This window comes from Campylobacter sp. BCW_6873, assembly GCF_001762365.1.
Lineage (GTDB): Bacteria > Campylobacterota > Campylobacteria > Campylobacterales > Campylobacteraceae > Campylobacter_D > Campylobacter_D jejuni.
The window spans coordinates 96,664-120,293 of the sequence record NZ_MJWS01000065.1 but is presented as its reverse complement, the minus strand read 5'-3'; the positions used below and the strand labels follow the sequence as shown (position 1 = coordinate 120,293).

Annotated in this window: 25 protein-coding genes; 7 read left to right on the top strand and 18 right to left on the bottom strand. The window is 30.2% G+C overall.

Going from position 1 to position 23,630, the window contains the following annotated elements; genetic code table 11:
* Positions 1-77: 77 nt before the first annotated feature.
* From cetB to cetC, 3 genes are all read right to left on the bottom strand, one after another.
* Complete coding sequence (gene cetB / locus AJ932_RS04455) at positions 78-575, bottom strand: bipartate energy taxis response protein CetB (protein ID WP_044780082.1); 498 nt, start codon at positions 573-575, stop codon at positions 78-80.
* A 17-nt stretch (positions 576-592) separates the two neighbouring features.
* Positions 593-1,339, bottom strand: coding sequence for a methyl-accepting chemotaxis protein (locus AJ932_RS11020; protein ID WP_374700111.1), 747 nt, complete (start codon positions 1,337-1,339; stop codon positions 593-595).
* Between the two features lie 752 nt (positions 1,340-2,091).
* Positions 2,092-2,586, bottom strand: coding sequence for an energy taxis response protein CetC (gene cetC, locus AJ932_RS04445; RefSeq protein WP_044780084.1), 495 nt, complete (start codon positions 2,584-2,586; stop codon positions 2,092-2,094).
* Between the two features lie 261 nt (positions 2,587-2,847).
* Between cetC and AJ932_RS04440 the strand changes: the two genes are divergently transcribed.
* Positions 2,848-4,224, top strand: coding sequence for a cation:dicarboxylate symporter family transporter (locus AJ932_RS04440; protein ID WP_044779083.1), 1,377 nt, complete (start codon positions 2,848-2,850; stop codon positions 4,222-4,224).
* On the opposite strand, the gene AJ932_RS04435 is transcribed toward AJ932_RS04440, so the two are convergent.
* Positions 4,221-5,027, bottom strand: a complete 807-nt coding sequence (locus AJ932_RS04435; RefSeq protein WP_070278207.1) for an inverse autotransporter beta domain-containing protein — start codon at positions 5,025-5,027, stop codon at positions 4,221-4,223. The genes AJ932_RS04440 and AJ932_RS04435 overlap by 4 nt on opposite strands.
* A gap of 141 nt (positions 5,028-5,168) precedes the next feature.
* On the opposite strand from AJ932_RS04435, the gene AJ932_RS04430 reads away from it, so the two are divergent.
* The gene (locus AJ932_RS04430) at positions 5,169-6,695 is read left to right on the top strand and encodes an inorganic phosphate transporter (RefSeq protein ID WP_002852729.1); all 1,527 of its coding nucleotides are present in this window, start codon (positions 5,169-5,171) and stop codon (positions 6,693-6,695) included.
* A 7-nt stretch (positions 6,696-6,702) separates the two neighbouring features.
* On the opposite strand, the gene AJ932_RS04425 is transcribed toward AJ932_RS04430, so the two are convergent.
* From AJ932_RS04425 to AJ932_RS04390, 8 genes are all read right to left on the bottom strand, one after another.
* On the bottom strand, positions 6,703-7,881 hold the full coding sequence (locus AJ932_RS04425; protein WP_002905840.1) for a metal-dependent hydrolase: 1,179 nt from the start codon (positions 7,879-7,881) through the stop codon (positions 6,703-6,705).
* Positions 7,882-7,890: 9 nt separating this feature from the next.
* Positions 7,891-8,784, bottom strand: a complete 894-nt coding sequence (locus tag AJ932_RS04420) for an NAD(P)H-dependent glycerol-3-phosphate dehydrogenase (protein WP_070278209.1) — start codon at positions 8,782-8,784, stop codon at positions 7,891-7,893.
* Entirely contained in the window at positions 8,784-10,202 is a 1,419-nt protein-coding gene (gene gatB, locus AJ932_RS04415; protein WP_044780087.1) for an Asp-tRNA(Asn)/Glu-tRNA(Gln) amidotransferase subunit GatB, read from the bottom strand. The genes AJ932_RS04420 and gatB overlap by 1 nt, the downstream gene beginning before the upstream one ends.
* Before the next feature lie 118 nt (positions 10,203-10,320).
* A complete protein-coding gene (locus AJ932_RS10785) occupies positions 10,321-10,506 on the bottom strand; it encodes a hypothetical protein (protein ID WP_044779077.1) in 186 nt (61 codons plus the stop codon).
* Positions 10,503-11,183 (bottom strand): F0F1 ATP synthase subunit A, encoded by a 681-nt coding sequence (locus AJ932_RS04405; protein ID WP_002858390.1) that lies wholly within the window; start codon positions 11,181-11,183, stop codon positions 10,503-10,505. The genes AJ932_RS10785 and AJ932_RS04405 overlap by 4 nt, the downstream gene beginning before the upstream one ends.
* Positions 11,184-11,251: 68 nt before the next feature.
* Positions 11,252-12,592, bottom strand: coding sequence for a DNA repair protein RadA (radA, locus tag AJ932_RS04400; protein WP_044794125.1), 1,341 nt, complete (start codon positions 12,590-12,592; stop codon positions 11,252-11,254).
* A complete protein-coding gene (gene ftsY, locus AJ932_RS04395; RefSeq protein ID WP_002880578.1) occupies positions 12,592-13,458 on the bottom strand; it encodes a signal recognition particle-docking protein FtsY in 867 nt (288 codons plus the stop codon). The genes radA and ftsY overlap by 1 nt, the downstream gene beginning before the upstream one ends.
* Complete coding sequence (locus tag AJ932_RS04390; RefSeq protein WP_044780089.1) at positions 13,458-14,015, bottom strand: TlpA family protein disulfide reductase; 558 nt, start codon at positions 14,013-14,015, stop codon at positions 13,458-13,460. Before AJ932_RS04390 ends, ftsY begins: the two co-directional genes overlap by 1 nt.
* 82 nt (positions 14,016-14,097) lie before the next feature.
* Between AJ932_RS04390 and AJ932_RS04385 the strand changes: the two genes are divergently transcribed.
* The 4 genes from AJ932_RS04385 to AJ932_RS04370 are packed head-to-tail and all read left to right on the top strand — an operon-like array spanning position 14,098 to position 18,023.
* On the top strand, positions 14,098-14,724 hold the full coding sequence (locus AJ932_RS04385) for a 5-formyltetrahydrofolate cyclo-ligase (protein ID WP_002860439.1): 627 nt from the start codon (positions 14,098-14,100) through the stop codon (positions 14,722-14,724).
* Entirely contained in the window at positions 14,645-16,198 is a 1,554-nt protein-coding gene (gene rny, locus AJ932_RS04380; protein ID WP_044780090.1) for a ribonuclease Y, read from the top strand. The genes AJ932_RS04385 and rny overlap by 80 nt, the downstream gene beginning before the upstream one ends.
* An 8-nt stretch (positions 16,199-16,206) precedes the next feature.
* Complete coding sequence (locus tag AJ932_RS04375; protein ID WP_044780091.1) at positions 16,207-16,764, top strand: DedA family protein; 558 nt, start codon at positions 16,207-16,209, stop codon at positions 16,762-16,764.
* Positions 16,764-18,023 carry a ComEC/Rec2 family competence protein gene (locus AJ932_RS04370; protein WP_044780092.1) on the top strand — a complete coding sequence of 420 codons (1,260 nt, stop codon included), beginning with the start codon at positions 16,764-16,766 and terminating at the stop codon, positions 18,021-18,023. Before AJ932_RS04375 ends, AJ932_RS04370 begins: the two co-directional genes overlap by 1 nt.
* Here the strand turns inward: AJ932_RS04370 and AJ932_RS04365 are convergent.
* From AJ932_RS04365 to AJ932_RS04355, 3 genes are read right to left on the bottom strand one after another with little or no spacing between them, the layout of a single operon-like run.
* Positions 17,967-18,773 carry a YihY/virulence factor BrkB family protein gene (locus tag AJ932_RS04365; RefSeq protein WP_044779068.1) on the bottom strand — a complete coding sequence of 269 codons (807 nt, stop codon included), beginning with the start codon at positions 18,771-18,773 and terminating at the stop codon, positions 17,967-17,969. The two genes, AJ932_RS04370 and AJ932_RS04365, sit on opposite strands and share 57 nt — an antisense overlap.
* Positions 18,774-18,776: 3 nt before the next feature.
* Positions 18,777-20,159, bottom strand: a complete 1,383-nt coding sequence (locus AJ932_RS04360) for an FAD-linked oxidase C-terminal domain-containing protein (RefSeq protein WP_044780093.1) — start codon at positions 20,157-20,159, stop codon at positions 18,777-18,779.
* 2 nt (positions 20,160-20,161) lie between these two features.
* Positions 20,162-20,887, bottom strand: coding sequence for a plasminogen-binding N-terminal domain-containing protein (locus AJ932_RS04355; protein WP_070278211.1), 726 nt, complete (start codon positions 20,885-20,887; stop codon positions 20,162-20,164).
* A gap of 121 nt (positions 20,888-21,008) precedes the next feature.
* Between AJ932_RS04355 and AJ932_RS04350 the strand changes: the two genes are divergently transcribed.
* Positions 21,009-22,169, top strand: a complete 1,161-nt coding sequence (locus tag AJ932_RS04350; RefSeq protein WP_002852845.1) for a M23 family metallopeptidase — start codon at positions 21,009-21,011, stop codon at positions 22,167-22,169.
* Here AJ932_RS04350 and AJ932_RS04345 read toward each other — a convergent pair.
* The 3 genes from AJ932_RS04345 to AJ932_RS04335 are packed head-to-tail and all read right to left on the bottom strand — an operon-like array spanning position 22,166 to position 23,626.
* Positions 22,166-22,369, bottom strand: a complete 204-nt coding sequence (locus AJ932_RS04345; RefSeq protein WP_002853612.1) for a hypothetical protein — start codon at positions 22,367-22,369, stop codon at positions 22,166-22,168. The two genes, AJ932_RS04350 and AJ932_RS04345, sit on opposite strands and share 4 nt — an antisense overlap.
* A gap of 1 nt (position 22,370) precedes the next feature.
* The gene (locus AJ932_RS04340) at positions 22,371-23,051 is read right to left on the bottom strand and encodes a polyphenol oxidase family protein (protein ID WP_002861915.1); all 681 of its coding nucleotides are present in this window, start codon (positions 23,049-23,051) and stop codon (positions 22,371-22,373) included.
* Positions 23,015-23,626: a riboflavin synthase gene (locus tag AJ932_RS04335; protein WP_044780094.1), complete on the bottom strand. Its 612-nt coding sequence runs from the start codon at positions 23,624-23,626 to the stop codon at positions 23,015-23,017. Before AJ932_RS04335 ends, AJ932_RS04340 begins: the two co-directional genes overlap by 37 nt.
* Positions 23,627-23,630 lie beyond the last annotated feature (4 nt).

Sequence of the window (23,630 nt, the reverse complement as noted above, 5' to 3'; positions counted from 1 at the left end):
GAAAAATGTGAATTTTTAAAAGAAAGATTATATAATATTTAGACTTAAAACAAACTCGTTTTAAGTCTAACAAAAATTTATTTAGCTTCTTGGAGAGAGAAAATTAACTCATTATAAGTTTTATCTGCATCTTTGCAGAAATTTTTAAGCATCTCAACACCCTTATTTAAACCTTGTTGCTGTTCTACTCTTAAAAGATCACTATAAAGGCTTTCTATTGTAGAAATAGCGCTTTTATTTGGCATACGACGAACGGAATAATAGCCTATGATATTATTATTAATGTCTATTGATGGAGTTACATTTGCAAAAACCCAGTAGTAATTGTTATCTTTAGTTTTGTTTTTTACGTAAGCAAAAATTTCCTTACCCTCTCTCATATAATCCCATAAATATTTAAAAACAGTTTTTGGCATATCTTCATGTCTTACTATGTTATGAGGTTTATTTAAAACTTCACCCATGGTATAACCTGCATACTTTAAAAAATCATCATTTGCATAAACTATTTTACCTTTTAAATCTGTTTTAGAAGTAATTAAACTATCTTCTTGTAAAAAAATTTCTCTTGACATTTTCCCACCCTCTTAATTTATATTTTTAATTTTGCTAAGATTTCAGCACTTCTTTGCTCTAGTGATTTAATATCATTTACAATCGCATCATAAGCTTTTTGATCGATATAATCTTGACTTGATTCTTCTATTGCTTTTTTAGCATTATCTTTTATAAATTCTTTAGCTAAATTTAACTCAGTTTCAGAGCTAAGTTCATTAATAACACCTTGAGCTCTCTCATCTTGGCAAAGATTAGAAATTGGATCTACACTTTCAAGATTGAAATTTTGAGCTCCATTTAAATTTAAATATATATTTGATTTATAAAGAATATGATCGATTTTAACTACAGATAAAATCAATCTCTTTGCAAAGGATCCAAAATTAACACCAAGAGCACTACTATTTTCTTCTAGACGTTTAAAAGCTTGAGAAAATTTATTAATTCTTTCTTCAGATTCACTAACAATGTTAAAAACTTGATCGCTGCCACTTTGGATATTTACAAAATCCTGTTGCATAGTCTGAATTGCAATGGAAATTTCGCTTGTAGATCTTTGAGTTCTTTCTGCTAACTTTCTAACTTCATCAGCCACAACCGCAAAGCCCCTACCATGTTCTCCTGCACGTGCAGCTTCAATAGCAGCATTTAAAGCTAGAAGATTGGTTTGATCAGCTATATCGCGTATTACTTCAACCACTGAAGTAATATTTTGGGAATTAGCTACAAAAGTTTGCACTGTTTCCTTGCTCGAATTTACAACATCCATTAAAGAACCCATAGCACTTTGCAAAGAATCCACCTCTGAGCCATTTTCTGTAGCTGTATGAGTAATGGCATCAACTGTATCATATACATTTTTCATCATGCTAATATCTTGATTTAATGAGCTAGAAATTTGAGACATATCTTTATTTTGATTTCCAAGGCTTAAATCCATTAAAGTTCTTGATAAAGCATTTTTAAAAGTGGATCTTGCTGTCACTTCTATGTTTGCTAAAGCTTTATTTATAAATTCGATATTATGAGCAAAAATTCCTTTTAAACCTTCAGGCAAAGCTTTGCGATAAAATTCACCTTTTTGAGAACAAGAAATAGAAGTATTAATTTCCCTTAAGTAAGCTTCTAGTCCATCAATAGTATTGTTAAGATTATCTGCTATTTCGGCTAATTTTTTGCTTTTTGTTTTTACATATATCATTCTATTGTCAAAATTTCCTTCTTTTAACTCTCTACAAAGAACCAAAAGTTTATCTATCATCATTTGCTCATCTTTGTGTTGTCTAAGCAAATAAATCATTAAAACAGCGATTAAAATAAAAATTATCGCTCCAATATAAATATGAATAAAAATGGCACCCAAAACACCGATAACACTTAGAAAAATAGTTAATAATAATCCATTTTTAACCATAAATTTACCCCTTTTTACTAAAAATTTTTTGAAGTCATAAATTAAAGTGATACTTTAATGAAGCACTGCTTTAATTTGTAGGGGGAAATTATACAAAAAAATAATTAAATATATCTTATTTAATTATTTTTTTGTAAGTTAAAAATAAGTTCATTATAAGTCATTTTATAAGAACTTACAATATCCATTAAAGCTGAAATTCCAGCATTAATGCCTGATTTTTGCTCTTTTTCAAGTAAAATTTTATAAATTTCTTTAATTATAGAAAGAGATTTTCTATTAGGCGCACGGCGAACAGAATAATAATTGATGATATTTCCATTGGCATCAAATGAAGCACTTACATTTGCAAATACCCAGTAAAAACTACCATCCTTAGCTTTATTTTTTACAAATGCAAAAATTTCTTCTCCTTTTTGAATATAATCCCAAAGACATTTAAATACAGTACGTGGCATATCTTCATGTCTTACTATATTATGAGGTTTATACAAAAGCTCATCGACCTTATAACCTGCATATTTTAAAAAGTCATTATTGGCATAAATGATATTCCCCTTAAGATCTGTTTTAGAAGTAATTAAAGCATTTTCAGATAAAACTATTTCTTTCATAATTAAAACATCCCAATAAAACAAATAAATCAAAAATAGAATTATTACTAACAATAAACAATAAAAAGTATACTAAATTATAAAATTTTCAAAAAATATTTTAAATTTTATAATGCAAATAATGAGAAATTTTGTAACATTTATATAAAAAATTATCATATCATATAAAAGAAAGTATTTCTAGATTTGTTTTTTTGTTAAAATTTACAATACGCATTGTTAAAATTATATTTCACAAAAGATCAAAAGGAGTGAATAAACTTGGAAACTTTAAGTCAAACTTTAGCTGAAAGAAAACCGCCTTTATATAAACGTATTATAAAAAGTCTTGGATTTTGGGTGATTATAGGCATTATTACAGGTATTATACTTGGCTATACAGATAAAGAATTAGCCATTGCTAGCAAACCAGGAGTTGATTATTTTATAGGTGCTTTAAAGGTTCTTATAGGTCCTATTATTTTTGTTACTTTGGTTTTGGGCATCATTAGTCTTGAAAGTTTAAAAAAAGTAGGTAGTATTGGCGCTAAAGCGGTTATCTACTTTGAAGTTGTAAGTACTTTAGCACTTGCTATAGGTATTTTTATGGCAAATGTTATGCAACCAGGCCATGGAATGAATCTTGATCCAAGTCAACTTGATACAAAAAGCGTTCAAAAATACATTTCTCAAACCACAGAAGTAAGTGCGAGCTCTGAGATCATGCATATTTTAAAAGATGCTATGCCTACTGATATTATCACGCCTTTTACAGAAGGAAAAACCATACAAGTTTTAGTTATTGCTATAATTACTGCTTTGATTATTTCTTTAATGAGAATAGAAGATAAACAGGCAATTCAAAGAGTTTTTGAAGTGGTACAAAATTTTGTTTTTAAAATTCTACAAATCATTATGTATTTTAGTCCTATTGCCGCCTTTTCAGCAATGGCTGTACTCATAGCTCAATACGGAATTGGCTCTTTGATCAACTTAGCATATTTACTTTTAGTAATGCTGATTTCATGTCTTGTTTTTATATTTGGAATCTTAGGTCTGATTTGTTATTTTGCAAAAGTAAATATCTTCAAATTTATGAGATTTATCTCAAGAGAAGTATTGATCGTTTTTGCAACCAGTTCAAGCGAGTCTGCGCTTGCTCCTTTAATGAGAAAACTAGAAAAAGCAGGACTTTCTAAAGCAACAGTCGGACTTGTTTTACCAACGGGATATAGTTTTAATCTTGATTGTACAAATATTTATCTAGCTATGAGCTTAATCTTTCTAGCACAAGCTTTCAATGTAAATTTAAGTTTAGCACACGAAATCAGTATTTTAATAGTATTAATGATAGCCTCAAAAGGTGCAGTAGGTGTAACTGGATCAGGTTTTATAGTGCTTGGAAGTACGCTTGCAGCTCTAGGAAATATGGAAATTTCAGAAGCAAATGCAACCTTAGCGCAAGTTCTACCAGTAGCTGCTATAGGCGTTCTTTTAGGTGTTGATAAATTTATGTCTGAAATGAGGGCTGTTGGAAATCTTTGTGGAAATTCAGTAGCAGCCTTAATCGTTGCCATCTGGGATAAACAAATTGATCGAGAAAAATTCAACTATGCTATGGATAATCCAGAAAAATTTCATAATGCTGGAATGAACTAATGGGTTCTTTGGAGGAAATCATATCGATTAACCTCCTCTAAAGTATTATCTTTTTTTCTAAATTGCTTTAAAAAACTTTCATTGAAATTAAAACTAAATCCAACTTGAACAACAGTATCATCAACACTCTCTCTTGCGCTATAATCACGACGCAATAAATTTAAACTAAATACACTATAAGGAGAGTAAGATACTTGATAATTAGTTTTATCATTATCTTTACTTATATCAAAAGCAAAAGCGGTGTAAGTTGGAATTACAAAACTCATTCCAAGCTGTAAATTTTTTTCTGCTTCATTGGGTATGTAATAATTACTATAAGCCTTTATAAATTTACTATAACCAAACTCTGCACCAAAGCTTTTAGTATCTTTTTGTTCTTTTTGTTTGTCAATAAAACCATTAACTCCAAATAAAAAATCATCTTTTTCATAACGATTGATTAAGCCCCCTGAGTAATTATAATTATCTTGAGCCACAAAAAGTTCTTTTTGAAAAAGCAAAGAATTATTCTCTCCCTCATAAAGAGAACTTAAATTTTTAACCTGCGCGTTTTCGTTTTGAAAATCTAAATTCCCATCTGTTTTATCTATACCATTATTATTTTCTAAAGTTTTTGAAAGCAAGCTATCAAAAGTGCTTTTAAAATCCACATTCTCTTCTTGAATTTTTGGAGCTTCTTTGGTATTTTTATAATCAAAGTGCTCCCAAGAATTTTGATTATTATTTTTTGCTAAAGCCTCTGTAAGTTCATCGGCATTGAGTAAAGAAAACAATGCTATTATATAAAAAATACCCCTCATTATTCTTATATTCCTTATTATTTCTTGTTTGAGTATTTATTATAAAAAAATAATATAAATAAAAATTCCATAAAGACTAAAAATTAAAATTAGCAAATTTAAAGTAAATAAGTGTATAATTAAAATAAAAAAGGGTTATTAATGCAAAAAGACAACCTCATAGCTTTTGTTATTTTTATTATTAGCACCATCGCATTTGTTATTTGGGGATTTGGTTATATTTCGCAACATCAACTGATTCTTTTTATTCTTGCTTCTATATTTGGCATTTTTATGGCATTTAATATAGGTGGAAATGATGTAGCCAATTCTTTTGGAACAAGCGTTGGTGCAAAAACAGTAACCATTAAACAAGCTTTAATTATAGCAGCTGTTTTTGAGCTAAGCGGGGCAATCTTCGCAGGCGCAGAAGTTACTAAGACCATACGCAGCGGTATTGTTATTTTTCCAAATTCTTTAGATCCTATGCTTTTTGTTATCATTATGCTTGCTGCACTTTTAAGCTCTGGGGTTTGGATTTTTATTGCAACCAAGAAAGGCTTACCTGTATCAACCACACACAGTATAGTTGGTGGGATTGTAGGTGCTAGCATTATGATGGGGCTTTTAAAATTTGATGGGATTCAAACACTCTCCATGGTTAAATGGAGTGAAATTTTAAGAATAGCTATTTCTTGGGTAGCTTCGCCTCTTTTAGGGGGTATTGTAGCTTATATTATTTATTCATATATTGATAAAAAAATTTTAAAACCATCAGAAAAACTAAATGATGATTTGAAAAATATCAAAAAAGAAAGAAAAAAATTCAAAGAAGAATACTTTTTAAATTTAAAAACAAAATCCCAAGAAGAACAAATCAAAGAACTTTCCGCTATAGCTTTAGATGAGGAAGAACAAGAAAATAATTTCTATAGAAATAAAATGAAGGAATTTAAGGATCAAGAAAAAGATATAGATATTTACTCTATTTTAAAAACTCATATGCCAATCATTGCTTGTATTGCTGCTGCTATCATTTCGGCAATGTTTTTATTTAAAGGTTTAAATAATGTTAGCACTTTAGATATTTTACAAAACTTTTGGATTATCGGAATTATAGGAACTATAAGTTATGTTGTAACATTTGCTATAGTCAAAATCGTTAAAAAAACAGAACTTAATAAAACTACTGATAGAATTTTCTCATGGTTTCAAATATTTACAGCTTCTAGTTTTGCATTTTCACACGGAGCCAATGATATAGCCAATGCTATAGGTCCTTTTGCAGCGATTTTAGATGTCTTAAAAAACGGCACAATTAACGCGACTTCTCCTGTACCTTTTGCCGCTTTAGCTATGTTTGGAGTTGCTCTAGTTGTAGGGCTTTGGTTTTTAGGTAAAGAAGTGATTACTACAGTGGGTTCAAAACTTGCAACCATACGCCCTACTACTGGATTTTCTGCAGAACTTGGTGCAAGTATAGTTATACTCTTAGCTACACAATTTGGAATTCCTGTTAGCTCCACCCATATACTCATAGGTGCTATATTGGGTATAGGAGTGTATAATAAAAACGCAAATTGGATTATGATGAAGCCTATAGGATTGGCTTGGATTATCACTTTACCAGCCGCTGGTATTATGGCAGCACTTGTATTTTTAGGATTTAAACTATCTTTAGGAATTTAAGTAAAGCTTATTTTTCTAAAATATTTTTTCCTTTAATTATATGCATTTTAATCTTTCCAAAAAGTTTATCCTCAGAATAAAGAGAACTTTTTGGAGCAAAAATTTCTTCATTCTCATCGAAAAGAACTAGATTAGCTTCTTTGCCAACTTCTATAACTCCACTATTTAAACCTAAAAATTCACTAGGGTTTTTACTTGTAAATTGACAAAGCTCTTGCCAATTTAAAAATCCTTCTTTGATTAAAAAAGTATAGCAAAGACTTATAAATTCGCATACGCTATGGATTCCAAAGGCCGCTTCATCAAAAGCTAAATCTTTTAAAGAAATTGATTTTGCACTATGCAAGGAAGTTAAAAAGCTGATCTTTCCTTCTTTTAAAGCCTCTCTTAAAGCCAAAACATCTTCTTTGCTTCTTAAAGGTGGCATAAGTTTCGCAGCCGTATTAAAATCTTCACAAGCACTATCATCTTTGATAAGATGATGAATGCTTACAAGTTTTAAATCCTTTTCATCTAATAATACTAAAGAATCTTTCAAACTTAAAAGATCAAAAATAACCTTATTTTTATAAAATTTAGCCAATTCTTTCATTTTAGCTATCTGGCTAGTTTCAGCAATTTTACTCATGCCTATAAGCCCTAGCTCAAAACTCATTTCACAATCATTCATCACTCCATTATCATCAAAATCCTTATCATAACAACGCACAAAAATTGGAGAGTCTTTCATAAAAGCATATTGTGAACTTACTTTTAAAGTATTTGCATCCAAAGAGCTATCAAGCTCTAAAGCACAAGCCCCCTTGTTTAAAAGAGTGGCTAAATTTTTAAGCTTGCCATTTGCATCCTTAACCCGCACACTTGAAAAAATTTGCATCTTTCTTTGAGCTAAATTTTGTAAAAATAAAGCAAAACTTTCTTCATCAAAATCCATGCAATCACGCAAAACTATACTAGAAATTCCTCCTTTTAGACACTCATTTTCTAAAAGCTCTAAATTAGCTAAAGAAAATTTATCATTTTTCAAACTTACACACAAATCCACAAAAGATGGAAGTAAAGTCATACCTTTAGCATCTAAAATTTCTTCACCTTGTAAATTAGAACCAATATTGGTAATTTTTCCTTCTTTAATCTCTATATCTTGTAAAGAATCTCCATAAATTTTTGCATTTTTAATTATCATGATTTTTCCTTAATCATTTTGCTTTAATAAATTCTGCGTTGCTTCTTGCACACTTTTACCCTTAAAAATTGCCACTACTTCATTTACAATAGGTGTATAAATTCCTTTCATTTTTGCTAATTTTTCTATAGCATAAGCAGTTTTTACACCTTCTGCTACTTCATTAAGCTCGGCTAAAATACTATCTAACTTTTGATTTTGCGCCAGTTTTAAACCCACTCTATAATTTCTTGATAAAACACTGGTTGCAGTTAAAAACAAATCCCCTGCTCCACTTAACCCTAAAAAAGTTTCTTCTTTAGCGCCAAAAAATTTACCAAAACGGTGCATTTCTATAAGTCCTCTTGAAATCAATGCTGCTCTTGCATTATTGCCAAGTTTTAACCCATCACTAATCCCACTTGCAATCGCTAAAACATTCTTATAAGCACCACAAATTTCAGCACCACGCACATCATTATCAATATAAGTTTTAATAAAATCAGGGAAAAAACTTGCAAATTTTTTACAAAGCTCTTGATTTATCCCACTAATCATCAAAGCAGTAGGAAGTTTTTGCATTACTTCAGCAGCAAAAGAAGGACCACTTAAAACACAAGAATTTTCTTTTGGTACAAAATCTAAAAAAATTTCATCTAAAAATTGACAACTTTGATCTTCTATGCCTTTTGAAGCAATTAAAATTTTTTGTCCCTTGTTGATAAAATTTTCTTTAAGCCAAGCACGCATTCCTTGAGAACTTAAAGCAAAAATAAGATATTCACATTCTAAAGCTTCTTTTATGCTAACAAAATCTTCTAAATCACGCTGATGCAAAGAACTGATAAAGCAATTGTGATTTTCTTTTAAGGCTAGATGTAAAGCACTGCCCCATTTTCCCGCACCAATAACCGCTATACGCATTAACCAAGCTTTGCTTTTAAAATTTCATTTACTTTTGCAGGATTAAAAGCTCCTTTGCCTTCTTTCATTGCTTGACCCACAAAAAATCCAAAAAGCTTCTCTTTACCACTTTTATACTCTGCAACCTTATCAGCATTTGCATTTAAAATTTGTTCAATCACCGCTTCTATGGCTGAGTCATCACTTACTTGCTTAAGTCCTAGCTTTTCTATAGCTTCATCAATTTCCACACTAGTATTTTCAAATACAAAAGCCAAAACATCTTTAGCCGCCTTTGCACTGATAGTGCCATCTTCTATGCGTTTAATTAAAACTCCAAGCTTTTGAGCATCTACAGGAGAATTTTCTATAGTCAATTCTCCTTTTAAAAGTCCCATAAGTTCAGTATTTAACCAATTTACACAAAGCTTAGGATTTAAATTTTGAGAAATAAGACTTTCAAAAAAACGACTCATTTCTAAAGAACTGATTAAAACCTCAGCATCACTTTCTTTTATACCAAGCTCGTCTATAAAGCGTGCTTTCTTCTCATCAGGAAGTTCAGGGATTTTAATATCCAAAAACTCATCTTTTAATAAAACAGGCAATAAATCAGGATCTGGAAAATAGCGATATTCTGCCGCTTCTTCTTTACCACGCATACTTCTTGTAACTAAATTTGTTGTATCAAAAAGTCTGGTTTCTTGAACTACTTCTTGTTCGTAAGTTCCATCTTCCCAAGCCTCACTTTGTCTTTTTACCTCATATTCTATAGCTTTTTGGATAAAACGAAAAGAATTAAGATTTTTAATCTCTACCCTAGTATAAAGTTTTGTATCACCCTTAGGTCTTATACTAACATTTGCATCGCATCTAAAACTTCCTTCTTGCATATTTGCATCTGAAATGTCTAAAAAGCGTATGATAGAATGAAGCTTTTTAAGATAAGCTACTGCCTCATCGCTACTTCTAAGCTCAGGTTCGCTGACAATCTCAAGCAAAGGAGTTCCTGCACGATTTAAGTCCACTTTAGAAAAATTATTTTCGTGGATATTTTTACCTGCATCTTCTTCTAAGTGTGCTCTTGTAATACCTATGCGTTTATTTTCACCCTTTACATTGATAAAAAGCTCACCCTTTTCTACTATAGGGATATCAAATTGTGAAATTTGATAAGCCTTAGGTAAATCTGGATAAAAATAATTCTTACGATTAAAAACACTTTTTTTATTAATTGTTGCATTGACAGCTTTTCCAAAAGCTATAGCTTTTTTTACAACCTCTTCATTTAAAACAGGCAAAGCTCCTGGTAAGGCCAAACAAGTGGGACAAACATTGGTATTTGGAGCTTCTCCAAAAGAAGTTGCACATGAACAAAAGATTTTTGTTTTAGTATTTAATTGAGTATGAACTTCAAGACCTATAACTACTTCAAACATAAAATTTCCTTGAATTTTTAAATGCTTTATTTTATCTTTTTTTCTTTTAGAAAAGGCTTTAAATATTAGACTTTGATTTGTATTTGTTTAATTTTAAAATTATGAAATTATAAAACAACTATTTTTTCTGATTTTTAAGTTCATAGTTTTCTATAAACAACATAAAAACCAAAAATAAAAGCAGGCTAAAAATAAACCCCAAAACAAGATAAAAATAAGATATAAATTTAAAAAGGAGAAAAAAGGTGCACAAAAGCATTAAAGCTAAAGATGCACCTTTAAAAAATTCTAAAATATAGATCAATGACCTTCCTCAACAACAGTTGCACCCGCTAAATATACATAAGTTAAAATCATAAAAATAAAAGCTTGTAAAAATGCCATAAAAGTTAAAAGCACATAAGCAGGAAGCGGAGCTATATAAGGAACTAAAGCTAAAATTACCATCAAAAATAAATCGTCACCTTTAATATTTCCAAACAAACGGAAGGACAAAGAAACCACACGAGAAAGATGAGAAACTATCTCTATAGGAAACATCAAAGGAGCTAAAAGTTTAATAGGTCCCATGAAATGAGCAAAATACTTTACAAAACCTTGTGCCCTAATACCCTCAAAATGATAATATACAAAAACTATAATAGCCAAGGACAAAGTCAAATTTAAACTTGCAGTTGGAGCGTGAAAACCAGGTATTATACCTATAATATTACTAAAAAACACTATAATCCCCAAAGTTGCAACCAAAGGAAGATATTTTCTTGCACCTTTTTCACTTCCCATGGTATCTCTACCCATAGATAAAACTCCCTCTAAAAAAGCCTCACCTAAATTTTGCATACCGCGTGGAACAAGTTGCATAGAACGAGTAGCCATCATAGCCACTATAACAGCAATTAAAGCTACCAAACCTATGTGAAAAAAATAAGAAAAAGTATGACTTGCATCAAGCAAAGAGCTAAATAAAAATAAATCTTTCATGGTTTCCTCAAAAATTTTATTCTAAACTCGAAATTTTAGCAAAATCTTACTTATATTTTAATGAAAATTTACATCCATTCTAAAACTTGCGAAAGTTCTTTAGCAACAAAACACTTAAGCCCTATATCTTCCAAAGGCTTAGAAGGAACAATGGCATTTTTAAATTTTTGCATTTTAGCTTCTTTTAAACGCGTATCAAGGCTAAAAACCTCTCTAATTTCTCCATTTAAACTAAGCTCCCCTATAAAAATACTATCTTTGCTCAAAGGGCGATTTTTAAAACTTGAAATAATAGCTGCAACCACAGCCAAATCCGCCGCAGTTTCGCTTACTTTTACTCCGCCACTAATATTTACAAATACATCATAATGTCCTAAAGGAATTTCAAGCTTTCTTTCAAGCAAAGCCAAAAGCATATCTAAGCGATTTTTTTCATATCCCGTAGCGCTACGCTTTGGATAAGAACTTTCACACACTAAAGCTTGAACTTCTAAAACCAAAGCACGAGATCCTTCCATCACAACACCTAAAGCACTTCCTGAAATAGCCTTTCCACGAGTAAAAAAACGATTTGCCAAATCTTTTGCGCTGATCAAACCTTTAGCAGTCATCTCAAAAATACCTACTTCATTCGTTCCACCAAAACGATTTTTAAAGCCTCTTAAAAGTCTGATTTCTTTAGTGGCATCTCCTTCAAAATAAAGCACCACATCTACCATATGCTCAAGAACCCTAGGCCCTGCTATAGCACCTTCTTTAGTAATATGCCCTATGATAAAAGTACTGATATTATAAGCCTTGCTAACACGCATAAGTTCAAAAGTAATCTCACGCACCTGAGTGATGCTTCCTGCTGCTGAAGTGATTTTATTTGAATATAGAGTTTGTATAGAATCAACGATAAGAATGCTATAATCTTTTTTGTGCAATTCTTCTAAAATATTTTCAAGGCAAAGTTCAGTAAGTAAAAATAAATTCGGAGTATTAGCCTCAAGACGATCAGCTCTTAATTTAATCTGGGTTTTACTTTCTTCGCCACTGACATAAAGCACTTTTTTACCCTGTTTAGCTAAATTTGAAGCAATTTTTAACAAAAGCGTAGATTTTCCCACACCTGGACTTCCGCCTATAAGCACTAAAGAACCTTCAACAAGCCCTCCGCCTAAAACCAAATCAAGCTCATTATCATCTGTGCTGTATCTTGTAAAATGTTCTAACTCCACATCTTCAATACAAACAGCCTCACTTGTTTTCATACTAACTTGTGCAAGCTCTTTTAAAACTTTAATTTGCTCAGCTTTTAATTCTATAAAACTATCCCAAGCTCCACAATCAGGACATTTTCCAAGCCATTTGCTTTGTTGATTTCCACAAGCTTGGCATTCAAAAAGTGCTTTATTTTTTGCCATTATTCAAAAATAGGATCTAATAAAGTATCTAAGTAAGCATTTGCATTAAATTCTTGTAAATCCGTCATTTGCTCACCCACGCCTACATAAAAAATAGGAAGCTCAAGCTCTCTTGCTATACTAAAAAGTGCACCCCCTTTAGCTGTCCCATCAAGCTTTGTGATAATCACACCATCAAGTTTTACAAGCTCATTAAAAGCTTTAGCTTGTAAAATTCCAGCATTTCCCTGTGTTCCATCTAAAACTAAAATTTTTCTATGGGGTGCACCTTCTAAAGCTTTGTTTGAAATTCTCACAATTTTTTCAAGCTCATGGGCTAAATTTTTTTGATTTTGCAAACGCCCTGCTGTATCGATAATAACTCTATCAAAATCCTTTGCTTTTGCTTTAGAAATGGTATCAAAAGCAACCGCTGAAGGATCATGCCCTTGTGCAGTTAAAACTATATCTACATCCACTTTTTGTGCCCAAAGTTTTAATTGTTCAATCGCACCTGCTCTAAAAGTATCACACGCTCCTAAAATCACTTTTTGATTTTGGTTTTTATATAAATAAGCAAGTTTGGCAATACTTGTTGTTTTTCCTGCTCCATTTACTCCTAAAATAAGTTCTACAAAAGGTTTTTCTTGATTGGTTTCTTTTTTTTCATAAAGAAAATAAGAACCCATAACACGCTTTAAATCTTCTTTTTTTACTTCATTTTGAGGTGGTAAATAATAAATTATCTCTTCAACTATTTCATAACTTACATCTGCTTCAAGCAAAATTTCTTCAAGCAAATCTTTGGTTATCTTTTTATTCTCTCCTTTAACTCCAATAATATTTTCAAGAGTTTTTGTAAGTCCTTTTTTAAAAAAATTAAACATTAAAGTATAGCCTTTTGTATATCGATTTCTAGCATTTCTTCAGGAATAAGCCCTAAATACTGATTAATCAATTTAGAATGCTTGTTGTAAAGAAACATGGTAGGAATTCCATTTACCCCACCTAAAACTTTAGCTAAAAGATAGTTATTTTCACCATTGGAGACTTTATAAGATATTTTATGTTGTTCTATAAATTTTTGAATCTCCTCATTAGACTTATCCTCTAATAAAACTCCAACTATATTAAAATCATTGTTATACTTTTCTTGTAATTTATTAAGATGAGGGATTTCAGCAATGCAAGGGGTACACCAAGTGGTAAAAAATACAAACAAAGTTGCCTTATCTTCATCGTTGAAATTTAAAACGGCATTTTCTTTTTTAACTGAAATTGATCCTCCATCAATCAAATTAAGTTTAAAATTCATATCATCACTTTGATTTATACTTGTCTCGGTGCTTAAATTTACATCATTTTGCTGCTTTTCTTTATCATTGCTACAAGCAACAAACAAACAAGATATTATCACTAGTAAAAGTATTTTTTTAATTTTCATTATTTATCAATCCTTTATTCTTCTTTATAAAAATGCTAAAATTATAACATACATAAGATAATATTTTTTTAAAGGCATATTAATGGAAAAAACAGATTTCAGGGCATTGCAAAAAATACGCCTTTTCAAACATTCAAAACTAAATTTCAAACAAGATTATAAAATATTTAAAGAATGTCTTAAAATAATAAAACTATTTAAAGCTAAAAATATTTTAATTTTTATTCCTTTGCATTATGAACCAAACTTAATAAAATTTCGCCATATTCTTAATAAAAATTACAAACTTTTTGTTCCATTTATGCAAGATAAAAGTTTAAAAATTGTAAAATTAAGATTGCCTTTTATTAAAAAAAGGTTTGGGGTTTTAGAGCCTATAGATTCTTTTTTTAAAGCAAAAATTGATTTAGCTATTGTGCCTGTAATTGGCGTCGATAAAAATTTAAAAAGAATAGGACATGGGCAAGGTTTTTATGATAGATTTTTTGAAAATTTAAATTACAAACCTCATATAATATTTGTCCAAAGTATAGATGCTTTAAGTCAAAATAATCTAACACAAAAGCATGATATTTCAGGAAAATTATACATAAACCCTTATAAAAAATATTACAAGAAAGAAAGAAAAAATGATAGAATCACTTATCGCACTTATAGCCGCTATAGTCGGACTCGGTATAGGATATTTAGTTGCAAAAAAAATCAATGATGCCAAATATGAAATTTTCGTAGAGCAAGCTAAAGCTAAAGCCAAAGCTATAGAATACGAAGCAGAGCTTATTTTAAAAGATGCAAAAAATTCAATTCTTAATGCAGAATTAGAAGTTAAAAAAAAATATGAAGAAAAAACTCACAAAATTCAAAAAGATTTTAATCAAAAATTTGATGATCTTTCTAAAAAAGAACAAAAACTTCAGCAAGAAGAAGAAAAACTAAAAGAAGATAAAGAATACCTTTGTAAGTCACAAAAACACATTCAAGACTTACAATCTGATGTTGATAAATTAAAAAATAAATATCAAGAAAAACTTGACGATGTTTTAAAAATTTTAGAACATTCTACAGGACTTACACAAAATGAAGCTAAAGCAATCATTCTTAAAAAAGTAGAAGAAAATTCTCGCGAGCAAATTGCACATATAGTAAGAAAATATGAAGAAGAAGCAAAAAATGAAGCCAAAAGAAAAGCTAATTTCATCATTGCTCAAGCTACCTCTCGTTTTGCAGGTGAATTTGCGGCTGAAAGACTTATCAATGTTATTAACATTAAAAACGATGAACTTAAAGGACGTATCATTGGTAAAGAAGGACGCAATGTTAAAACCTTAGAAATGGTTTTAGGTGTTGATATTATCATCGATGACACACCAGGTGCTATTATAGTAAGTTGCTTTAATCTTTATCGCCGTGCTATTGCTACAAAAGTTATAGAGCTTTTAGTTGAAGATGGCAGAATTCAACCCGCGCGCATAGAAGAAATTCACGAAAAAGTATGCAAAGAATTTGATAGTGCTATTCTAGAAGAAGGAGAAACCATAGTTATGGATCTAGGTTTAAATAAAATACACCCTGAAATTGTAAAACTCATAGGGAAACTCAAATACCGAGCAAGCTATGGACAAAACGCTTTAGCACATTCTTTGGAAGTGGCTCACCTTGCAGGAATCATTGCTGCTGAATGTGGTGGAGATGAAAATTTAGCGCGTCGCGCGGGAATTTTACATGATATAGGAAAAGCATTAACCCATGATTTTGAAGGATCTCATGTGGATTTAGGTGCAGAACTTTGCAAACGCTATAAAGAGCATCCTGTAGTAATCAATGCTATTTACGCACACCATGGACACGAAGAAGCTACAAGCATAGAATCAGCAGCTGTTTGTGCAGCAGACACTTTAAGTGCTGCACGACCTGGAGCTAGAAGAGAAGTGTTAGAAGCTTTCTTAAGAAGAGTCAGTGAGCTAGAAGATATCGCTAAAAGTAAAGAAGGAATTAAAAATGCCTATGCAATCAATGCCGGAAGAGAAATTCGCGTCATAGCCAATGCTCAGCTTGTTAATGATGATGAAAGTGTACTTTTGGCTAAGGAAATAGCAGCTGAAATTCAAGAAAAAATGCAATATCCTGGCGAAATTAAAGTCAATGTTATACGTGAACTTAGAGCTGTAGAATACGCTAAATAAGGTTTATTATGCAAGATATGATTGATACTTTAATAAAATATGGTTATATTGTTTTATTCTTTTACTCTTTAGGAGGTGGAATGGTTGGAATTTTAGCTGCAGGAGTTTTAAGTTCTCAAGGAAAAATGGATCTTAGTTTTTGCATTTCTCTTGCTTTTATTGCTAATACCATAGGTTCAACTTTGCTTTTTATACTTGGAAAATATTATAAAAAAGATATTATGCCTTATTTTAAAAAACACCGACGCAAGCTAGCCCTTGCTATGATGAAAACAAAACAACACGGAATTATTTTATTTGTAACTCAAAAATTTATTTATGGTTTAAAAACTTTCATTCCTATAGCTGCAGGTATGGCAAAATATAATTTTATTAAATTTTTTATTATCAATACTCTAGCTAGTTTGTCATGGGCTATTGTTCTAGGTTTTACTGCTTATACTTTTGGGTATATTATTGAAGCAATTTTTGATAAACTGAGTTTATATCCTTATGCTGCTCCTTTATTTTTATTATTTTTAGCTGGAATAATTTGGTTTTATTTAAGTAAATTTTCCAAAAAATAATGTCTCTATGGAATTCTTTTTTTTACTCTTTTAAAGAATTTCATTATTTATTTTTATCTGTTGTTATTATTTTTATTTTTAATATCCTTTTAGAATATAATAATTTTTTAAACTTTAAAAACCAAAAACATTACTTTATAAGTAACGCTCTATTAACGCACCAATATATAAAATATAATAAAAAAAATAAAAAATACTGGGTTTTAAAGCTACAAACTGAAAACTTCACTTTTTATACTACAAGTTTTAAGGATTTAAATTTAAGCAAGAATCAACTTTTAAGCCTTAGAATTATTACCCATAATATTAACTTTAAAGACTATCTGAGCAAAAGTTTTTATGCACCTTCTTATGATTTTAAAAAATTAAAAGAAAAAGAATACAATCCCATTATATCTTACTTCTTAAATCAACATACAAATGAAAAAATTAAAGAATTTTATGGTGCTTTATTTTTTGCACTGCCCATATCTTTAGAGCTTAGAAACGATGTAAATTACTACGGCATAGCACACCTTATAGCAATTAGCGGTTATCACATAGGCTTACTTTTTAGCTTAGTTTTCTTTATTTTAGCTCCAATTTATAGTTTTTTCCAAAAAAGATATTTTCCTTATAGAAATTTACGTTTAGATTTAAGTATTTTAATTTTTACACTACTTTTAGCTTATGCTTGTTTAATAGGGTTTGTCCCTTCTTTTGTGCGCTCCTTGATTATGGCTTTTTGGGTTTTTTATCTATTGTGTAAAAATATAAAAATTATTAATTTCTTTACACTTTTTTGTAGTATTTTATTGTGCATTTCTCTTTACCCTAGACTTTTATTTAGTATTGGATTTTTATTTTCTATTTTAGGTGTTTTTTATATTTTTTTATATATGCATCATTTTGCAAATAAATTTAATAATCTTATAAATATTATTTTGCTTAATATTTGGACTTTTTTTGCTATGGTTTTACCTGTGCTTTATTTTTTTCCACTTATAAGCTACCAACAAATTTTAGGTATTATTTTGAGTGGAATTTTTGTAATATTTTATCCTTTAGTATTATTTTTGCATCTTATAAACTATGGAGATTTGCTCAATTTTATCTTGGATGAATTTTTTAAATTTAAAATTTATGGAACTAATATCCATATCCCGTTTTGGATTTTTATAAGTTATCTTATTGCTTCTTTAATCTCTGTGCGATTTAAATATCTAGCTTTTCTTTGTATTTTTGCGAATTTTATTCCCTTCATTATGATTGTGATTTAGAAAATAATAGAGTTTAAGCCCAAAAAGATAAATAATCCAAGAAATATAAATCCAAATAAAAAAGAATAAAATAGTAGAAAAAGATCCATAAACACTAGCGTATGTTTTATTATATACCACATAATATACAAATAAATTTTTTCCTATATACCAAATAGCACCCGCTCCAAAAGATACTAAAGCTAAACTTTTAAGAGTTCCCTTATGAACAGAACTTGAATAAGATATAAAAAATAAACCCCAAATAATTACAAAGGGTAAAATTTCAAAAAAATTAAACCCTATTTTATAATCATCTAAAGTTTGTTGGATAAAACCTGAAATATAAAAACTAAGCCCAAGCCCTAAAGGAACAAGAGTCAAAAGAGTCCAATAAGAACTAATGCTTTGCCAAAGTCCTTTAGGTTCATTTTTAGTAATGCGATTGATTACAAAATCATAGCCTGAAAAAAAAGCTAAAGAAGTAAATGCCATAGCAATAAGACCTACAATACCCAAATTTACACTATTTTTTAAAAAAGTATCGATGTAAGTAGCAACAATATCTTGTTGCGTTGGTATTAAAAAAGCAAAAATTACTTGCTTTGCTTTTTCATAATAAGCTTTAAAACTGGAAATTTGCGTAAAAACAGAAAAACATACAAATAAAATAGGTATTAAAGATAATACAGTATAAAAACTAAGCGCTGCTGCATAATTTAAAATTTCCTTATCGCGCAAATTTAGCAAAATAGTAAAAAAATTTTTCACCTTCTAAAGTCCCATTTTAAAAGGATTTAATATATTATTTGGATCAAAAGCTTTTTTAATATTTCTCATTAAATTCATTTCGGCTTCAGAAAAAGCTAAATTCATAAAAGGTGCTTTAGAGAGTCCGATACCATGCTCTCCGCTTAAAGTTCCTCCAAGTTTCACTGTTAATTTAAAAATCTCTTCTACAGCTTCGTAGCCTTTTTTCACCTGCTCTTTATCATTTTTATCAGGAATCATAACATTAGTATGCACATTTCCATCCCCTGTATGCCCAAAACAAGGAATTTTAAAACCATATCTTTTAGAAATCTCATCTATACCTTCAAGCAAAGCAGGTAGTTTAGAACGCGGAACTGTAATATCTTCATTAAGTTTTAAAGCCCCATACATGGCAATACTTTGAGAACAATTCCTTCTAGCAAACCAAATATCTGCGGCTTCTTGTTCATCTTTTGCTATTTTAAATTCACTAGCTCCAGCTTCTAAAAAATAATATTCTAAATTTCTTAAATCCTCATCAATAGCTTCTTTAACATTACCATCCACATCAGCAATCAAAATAGCACCCACTTCTATAGGCAAACCTTTATTAAATTTACTCTCAACCGCTCTAATGCTAAGATTGTCTAAAAATTCCATAGATACAGGACTTACACCGCTAGCAAGACTTTTGTAAACCGCATTCATAGCACTTTTTACACTTGGAAAAATAGCAAAAGCAGTTTTTTTGAATTTAGGTAAAGGTATTAATTTTAAAGTAAGCTCACTTAAAACTGCCAAAGAACCTTCACTAGCGATTAAAATTCCTGCCAAATTATAACCTGCTACATCTTTAATAGTGCGTTTTCCTGCACGAATGATTTCTCCGCTAGGCAAAACAGCCCTTAAAGCCATCACGTAATCTTTTGTAATGCCATATTTTGCAGCTCTCATTCCCCCAGCATTTTCGCTTACATTACCCCCTAAGCTAGAATACTCCATGCTAGCAGGATCAGGCGGATAAAAAAGTCCGTATTTAGCCACTTCTTTTTGTAAATGTATATTAATAACCCCAGGTTGCACAACAGCCACTAAATTTTCAAGATCAATTTCTAAAATTTTATTCATATGCTTTTCAAAAGCAAGCACCACCCCGCCATTAACAGCTAAAGCTCCTCCTGTAAAACCAGATCCTGAGCCTCGTGGTATGACTATGATATTATTTTCATTGCAAAATTTTAAAATTTGAGCAATATCTTCTTCATTTCTTGGAAAAAGAACCCCATCGGGTAAATAATGTTTTTTTGTCGCATCATAGCTATAAGCTCTTTTGTGAATTTCATCAAAATAAGCGTTTTCTTCTCCTAAAAATCGTTTAAAATATTGTTCAAATTCTTTTTTCATGTTTATTGCACCTTAGGAAGATTAATCAAAGCATCATAATACCTATAATAATTTCCTATTTCTTGAGAGTTAAAATCAAAAAAATTACTTTTATATCCACCTATACGAGAATAAAAAGGAACCTGAACGCTAGTTGGCTTGCTTATAGGCACTTCATAAAGCTTATTAAAATCTTGACAATCTACAACTTCTGCTTGATTTTCCAAAGCCACAACCAAAATGCCAACCGCATTATCATCACAAAATTGCCTAAAATCTGAACGCTTAGGAGAAAGAGTGGCCGTTCTAATTAATTGTGCTCCAAAAATGTCAATATGGGTAAAATATATCTGCGGAAATTCTCTAACAAGTTCATTATAAGTTTGTTCATCAGGAGCAATTACCAATCCTCTATCATAAAGAAAATTTAAAACAACCTCATCACCTACTTTAGGTAAAACATTTGGCAAAGGCAAAGCATCTTGCTTAAGAGCTGAAAAAACGCTAAATTCTAATTTTGCCAAACTATTTTTTTTATCTATAACACTTGCTCTAGCGATGATACTTTGCGAATTGCTAAAATGTTGTACTACTACGCCACTTGAATAAAGTTTTATATCATCACTATCTTTAATATAACCATAAATATCATCAACTTTTACAAGTTCACTTTTTATAGGTTTTAAATCAAATCCAACCGCAAAGAGGCTAAGGTTTAAAGCTAAAAAACACACTATAGTTTTAAACAAATTTGCTCCTTAAATAAAAATTTATAGAATTATAATCCTTTTTTGTTAAGCAATTGTAAGAAAAATAAAGTAAAATATAGCTTTTAAATTTCAAAATTCTTTTAAAAATTAAGGTTATCTCATGAAAAAATTATTGCTTTTATTTATTTTTGTTGTTCAAAGTTTTGCAGCTTTAAGTGTTGAAGAGCTAACTTGGGATAATGGAGATACCTTGCTTAAATTCTTACAAAGAAATTCCATACCTATGTCGCTTTATTATGGACTTGATAGAGAAGATCAAGAACTTGCTTCTGATATAGCCTATAAAATAAAATATCAAGTTTTAAAAGATGAAAACAACAACATAGAACAAGTTTTAATTCCAATTAGTGATGATTTACAAATTCATATCTATAAAGATAAAGATGGACAATACACTCTTGCTTTTACTCCTGTATCTTATCAAAAAGAAGATAGAATTTTACATTTAACCATTAAAAGCTCTGCTTATCAAGATGTCTATGAAGAAAGCGGTAGCAGTACTTTAGCTCGTGCTATGGTTCGTGCTTTTCGAGGAAGTATAAATTTTCGCAATATCCAAAAAGGTGATGAAGTAACCCTATATTATGAACAAAAAAGACGCATGGGTAAACTTTGGGGCGATATAAATATAAAAATGGCAATGGTAGAAATCAATAAAAGCGCTAGAGAAGTCTTTTCTTATAATGATATATTCTATGATCGCGATGGCAAAGAATTAGAATCTTTTTTACTTACAAAACCTGTGAACTACACTAGAATTTCCTCTCCTTTTACAACAGCAAGATATCATCCTATATTAAAACGCTATCGCGCCCATCTTGGTATAGACTATGCTGCACCTACTGGAACTCCTGTAAAAAGTGCTGGCAAAGGAGTAGTAACCTTTATAGGCACAAAAGGTGGTTATGGAAATGTAATTCAAATCAAGCATGACTCAGGTTATATGACTTTATATGCTCATCTTAGTCGTTTTGCAAAAATTAAAAACGGACAAAAGGTAAATCAAGGACAAGTAATTGCATATGTTGGTTCAACAGGTATGAGCACAGGGCCTCATTTGCATTTTGGAGTATATTTAAACAATAAAGCTATAAATCCTGCATCTGTTGTAAAAATCGCCAAATCAGAACTTAGTGGAAAAGCGAAAGAGAATTTTAAACATATCATAGCTGGATACGAGCAGGTTGTTAAAGAAGCCCTAGCCTCGAATCAACCTAATCCTCCAAAAGAAGAAGATTTTGAAAACTATATAGAATTTTAATTACTCAACAACGCTTTATCTTTTGCATTGATTAAAGAATTTAGAAGAGTTGCAAGCTCTTCTTTTTCTTTTTCATTAATTTCACAAAAATCTGCATCAATCAATTGTTTCACCAAAGCTTCATTTAACAAATCCCCATCGCCAAATTCTCTAGCTTTTTGAATGATTTTTAACACTCTTAAATCTTTTCTTTCGTACATTTTAATCCTTTAAATAAACCACACTCACAAAACGCTTAGTCGTTTTATCTCGACGATAAGAAAAAAAACTCTCATCATCAAAGCTACAAATTCCACAATCTTTAATATTTTCAATGCCTAAATTTTGCGCTTGAAATTTTACTAAAGCTTTTAAATCAAGTTTATCGTCTTGAACAAATTCTTTAAATTCTTTTTTAGCAAATTCTAAAATTTCTCCATCTATTTCATAATTTTTAGCACAAATTCCAGGCAGGATAAAAAGATGAAATTTATTCTTATCTAAATGTGAATTTTGCATAGCAATTTGATCAACGCATTCTTTTAGGATATTTTCAAAGCTTCCTTTTCTACCTGAATGCAAAGCTGCTATAATGCCACTTTCATGATATAAAATTAAAGGCAAACAATCCGCACTTAAAACACAAAGAGCCGTATTTTTTTCCTTGCTTATAATCCCATCGCAACTGAGATTTTTTAAATTTTTATCATAAATAATAACTTTATGAGAGTGAATTTGATCCATAAAAACACATTTTTCAATGTCTTTAAAACCTAAATGAGAAAATAAATTCTCATTATGAATTTTAGCCCTAAAAACATTATAATCCTTATCAAAAGCACAAAAAATACCGACTTTATCATTTTCTAATAAAGATAAGAAATTCTTTCCACTTCTTCCCATGATAATCCTTTGTTTTTACCTTGTAATTGTGCATAAATATAACGAGCAAGCAAATCACTTTCTATGTTGATTTTTCTACCTACTTGATAGTCTTTAAAAAGCGTTTCTTTAAAAGTAATAGGAATAATAGTAAGCCTAATACCATTTTTTAAAATTTCATTGATAGTAAGACTTACTCCATCAACGCCTATACTTCCTTTTTCTACCATAAATTTCATAGCTTCTTTAGGTAAAGATATATAAAAATCCACTCCATTTTCATCTTTTTGAATCTTTTCAAGTGTGCCGATAAAATCAATATGTCCTTGCATAAGATGTCCATCAATTCTATCGCCGTATCTTAAAGCAGGTTCTATATGAACTTTATCTTTTAAATTTTCTATAGCTATATGAGTGCGACTTTCACGAGAAAGCTCCACTTCAAAACCTCCCTCATAAAGTTTTGTCACACTCAAACAAGCTCCATTCACAGCTATACTATCGCCAAGATTTGGGCGATATTTTGCTTTTAAACTTAAAGTATTGTTTTGATAAGATTGAACTTTAGCAATTTCTCTTATGAGTCCATTAAACATTTTT

Bases quoted from the DNA above. Each gene is read 5' to 3' on its own strand.
- AJ932_RS04390 (WP_044780089.1), bottom strand. From the start codon at position 14,015: ATGAAAATTAAAAAAATACTTTTACTAGTGATAATATCTTGTTTGTTT.
- AJ932_RS04405 (WP_002858390.1), bottom strand. From the start codon at position 11,183: ATGAAAGATTTATTTTTATTTAGCTCTTTGCTTGATGCAAGTCATACT.
- AJ932_RS04350 (WP_002852845.1), top strand. From the start codon at position 21,009: ATGAAAAAATTATTGCTTTTATTTATTTTTGTTGTTCAAAGTTTTGCA.
- cetB (WP_044780082.1), bottom strand. From the start codon at position 575: ATGTCAAGAGAAATTTTTTTACAAGAAGATAGTTTAATTACTTCTAAA.
- AJ932_RS04425 (WP_002905840.1), bottom strand. From the start codon at position 7,881: ATGATAATTAAAAATGCAAAAATTTATGGAGATTCTTTACAAGATATA.
- AJ932_RS04375 (WP_044780091.1), top strand. From the start codon at position 16,207: ATGCAAGATATGATTGATACTTTAATAAAATATGGTTATATTGTTTTA.
- AJ932_RS04430 (WP_002852729.1), top strand. From the start codon at position 5,169: ATGCAAAAAGACAACCTCATAGCTTTTGTTATTTTTATTATTAGCACC.
- AJ932_RS04340 (WP_002861915.1), bottom strand. From the start codon at position 23,051: ATGGGAAGAAGTGGAAAGAATTTCTTATCTTTATTAGAAAATGATAAA.
- AJ932_RS04435 (WP_070278207.1), bottom strand. From the start codon at position 5,027: ATGAGGGGTATTTTTTATATAATAGCATTGTTTTCTTTACTCAATGCC.
- ftsY (WP_002880578.1), bottom strand. From the start codon at position 13,458: ATGTTTAATTTTTTTAAAAAAGGACTTACAAAAACTCTTGAAAATATT.
- AJ932_RS04345 (WP_002853612.1), bottom strand. From the start codon at position 22,369: ATGTACGAAAGAAAAGATTTAAGAGTGTTAAAAATCATTCAAAAAGCT.
- cetC (WP_044780084.1), bottom strand. From the start codon at position 2,586: ATGAAAGAAATAGTTTTATCTGAAAATGCTTTAATTACTTCTAAAACA.
- AJ932_RS04370 (WP_044780092.1), top strand. From the start codon at position 16,764: ATGTCTCTATGGAATTCTTTTTTTTACTCTTTTAAAGAATTTCATTAT.
- rny (WP_044780090.1), top strand. From the start codon at position 14,645: ATGATAGAATCACTTATCGCACTTATAGCCGCTATAGTCGGACTCGGT.
- AJ932_RS04385 (WP_002860439.1), top strand. From the start codon at position 14,098: ATGGAAAAAACAGATTTCAGGGCATTGCAAAAAATACGCCTTTTCAAA.
- AJ932_RS04335 (WP_044780094.1), bottom strand. From the start codon at position 23,626: ATGTTTAATGGACTCATAAGAGAAATTGCTAAAGTTCAATCTTATCAA.
- AJ932_RS04360 (WP_044780093.1), bottom strand. From the start codon at position 20,159: ATGAAAAAAGAATTTGAACAATATTTTAAACGATTTTTAGGAGAAGAA.
- AJ932_RS04420 (WP_070278209.1), bottom strand. From the start codon at position 8,784: ATGCGTATAGCGGTTATTGGTGCGGGAAAATGGGGCAGTGCTTTACAT.
- radA (WP_044794125.1), bottom strand. From the start codon at position 12,592: ATGGCAAAAAATAAAGCACTTTTTGAATGCCAAGCTTGTGGAAATCAA.
- gatB (WP_044780087.1), bottom strand. From the start codon at position 10,202: ATGTTTGAAGTAGTTATAGGTCTTGAAGTTCATACTCAATTAAATACT.
- AJ932_RS11020 (WP_374700111.1), bottom strand. From the start codon at position 1,339: ATGGGTTCTTTAATGGATGTTGTAAATTCGAGCAAGGAAACAGTGCAA.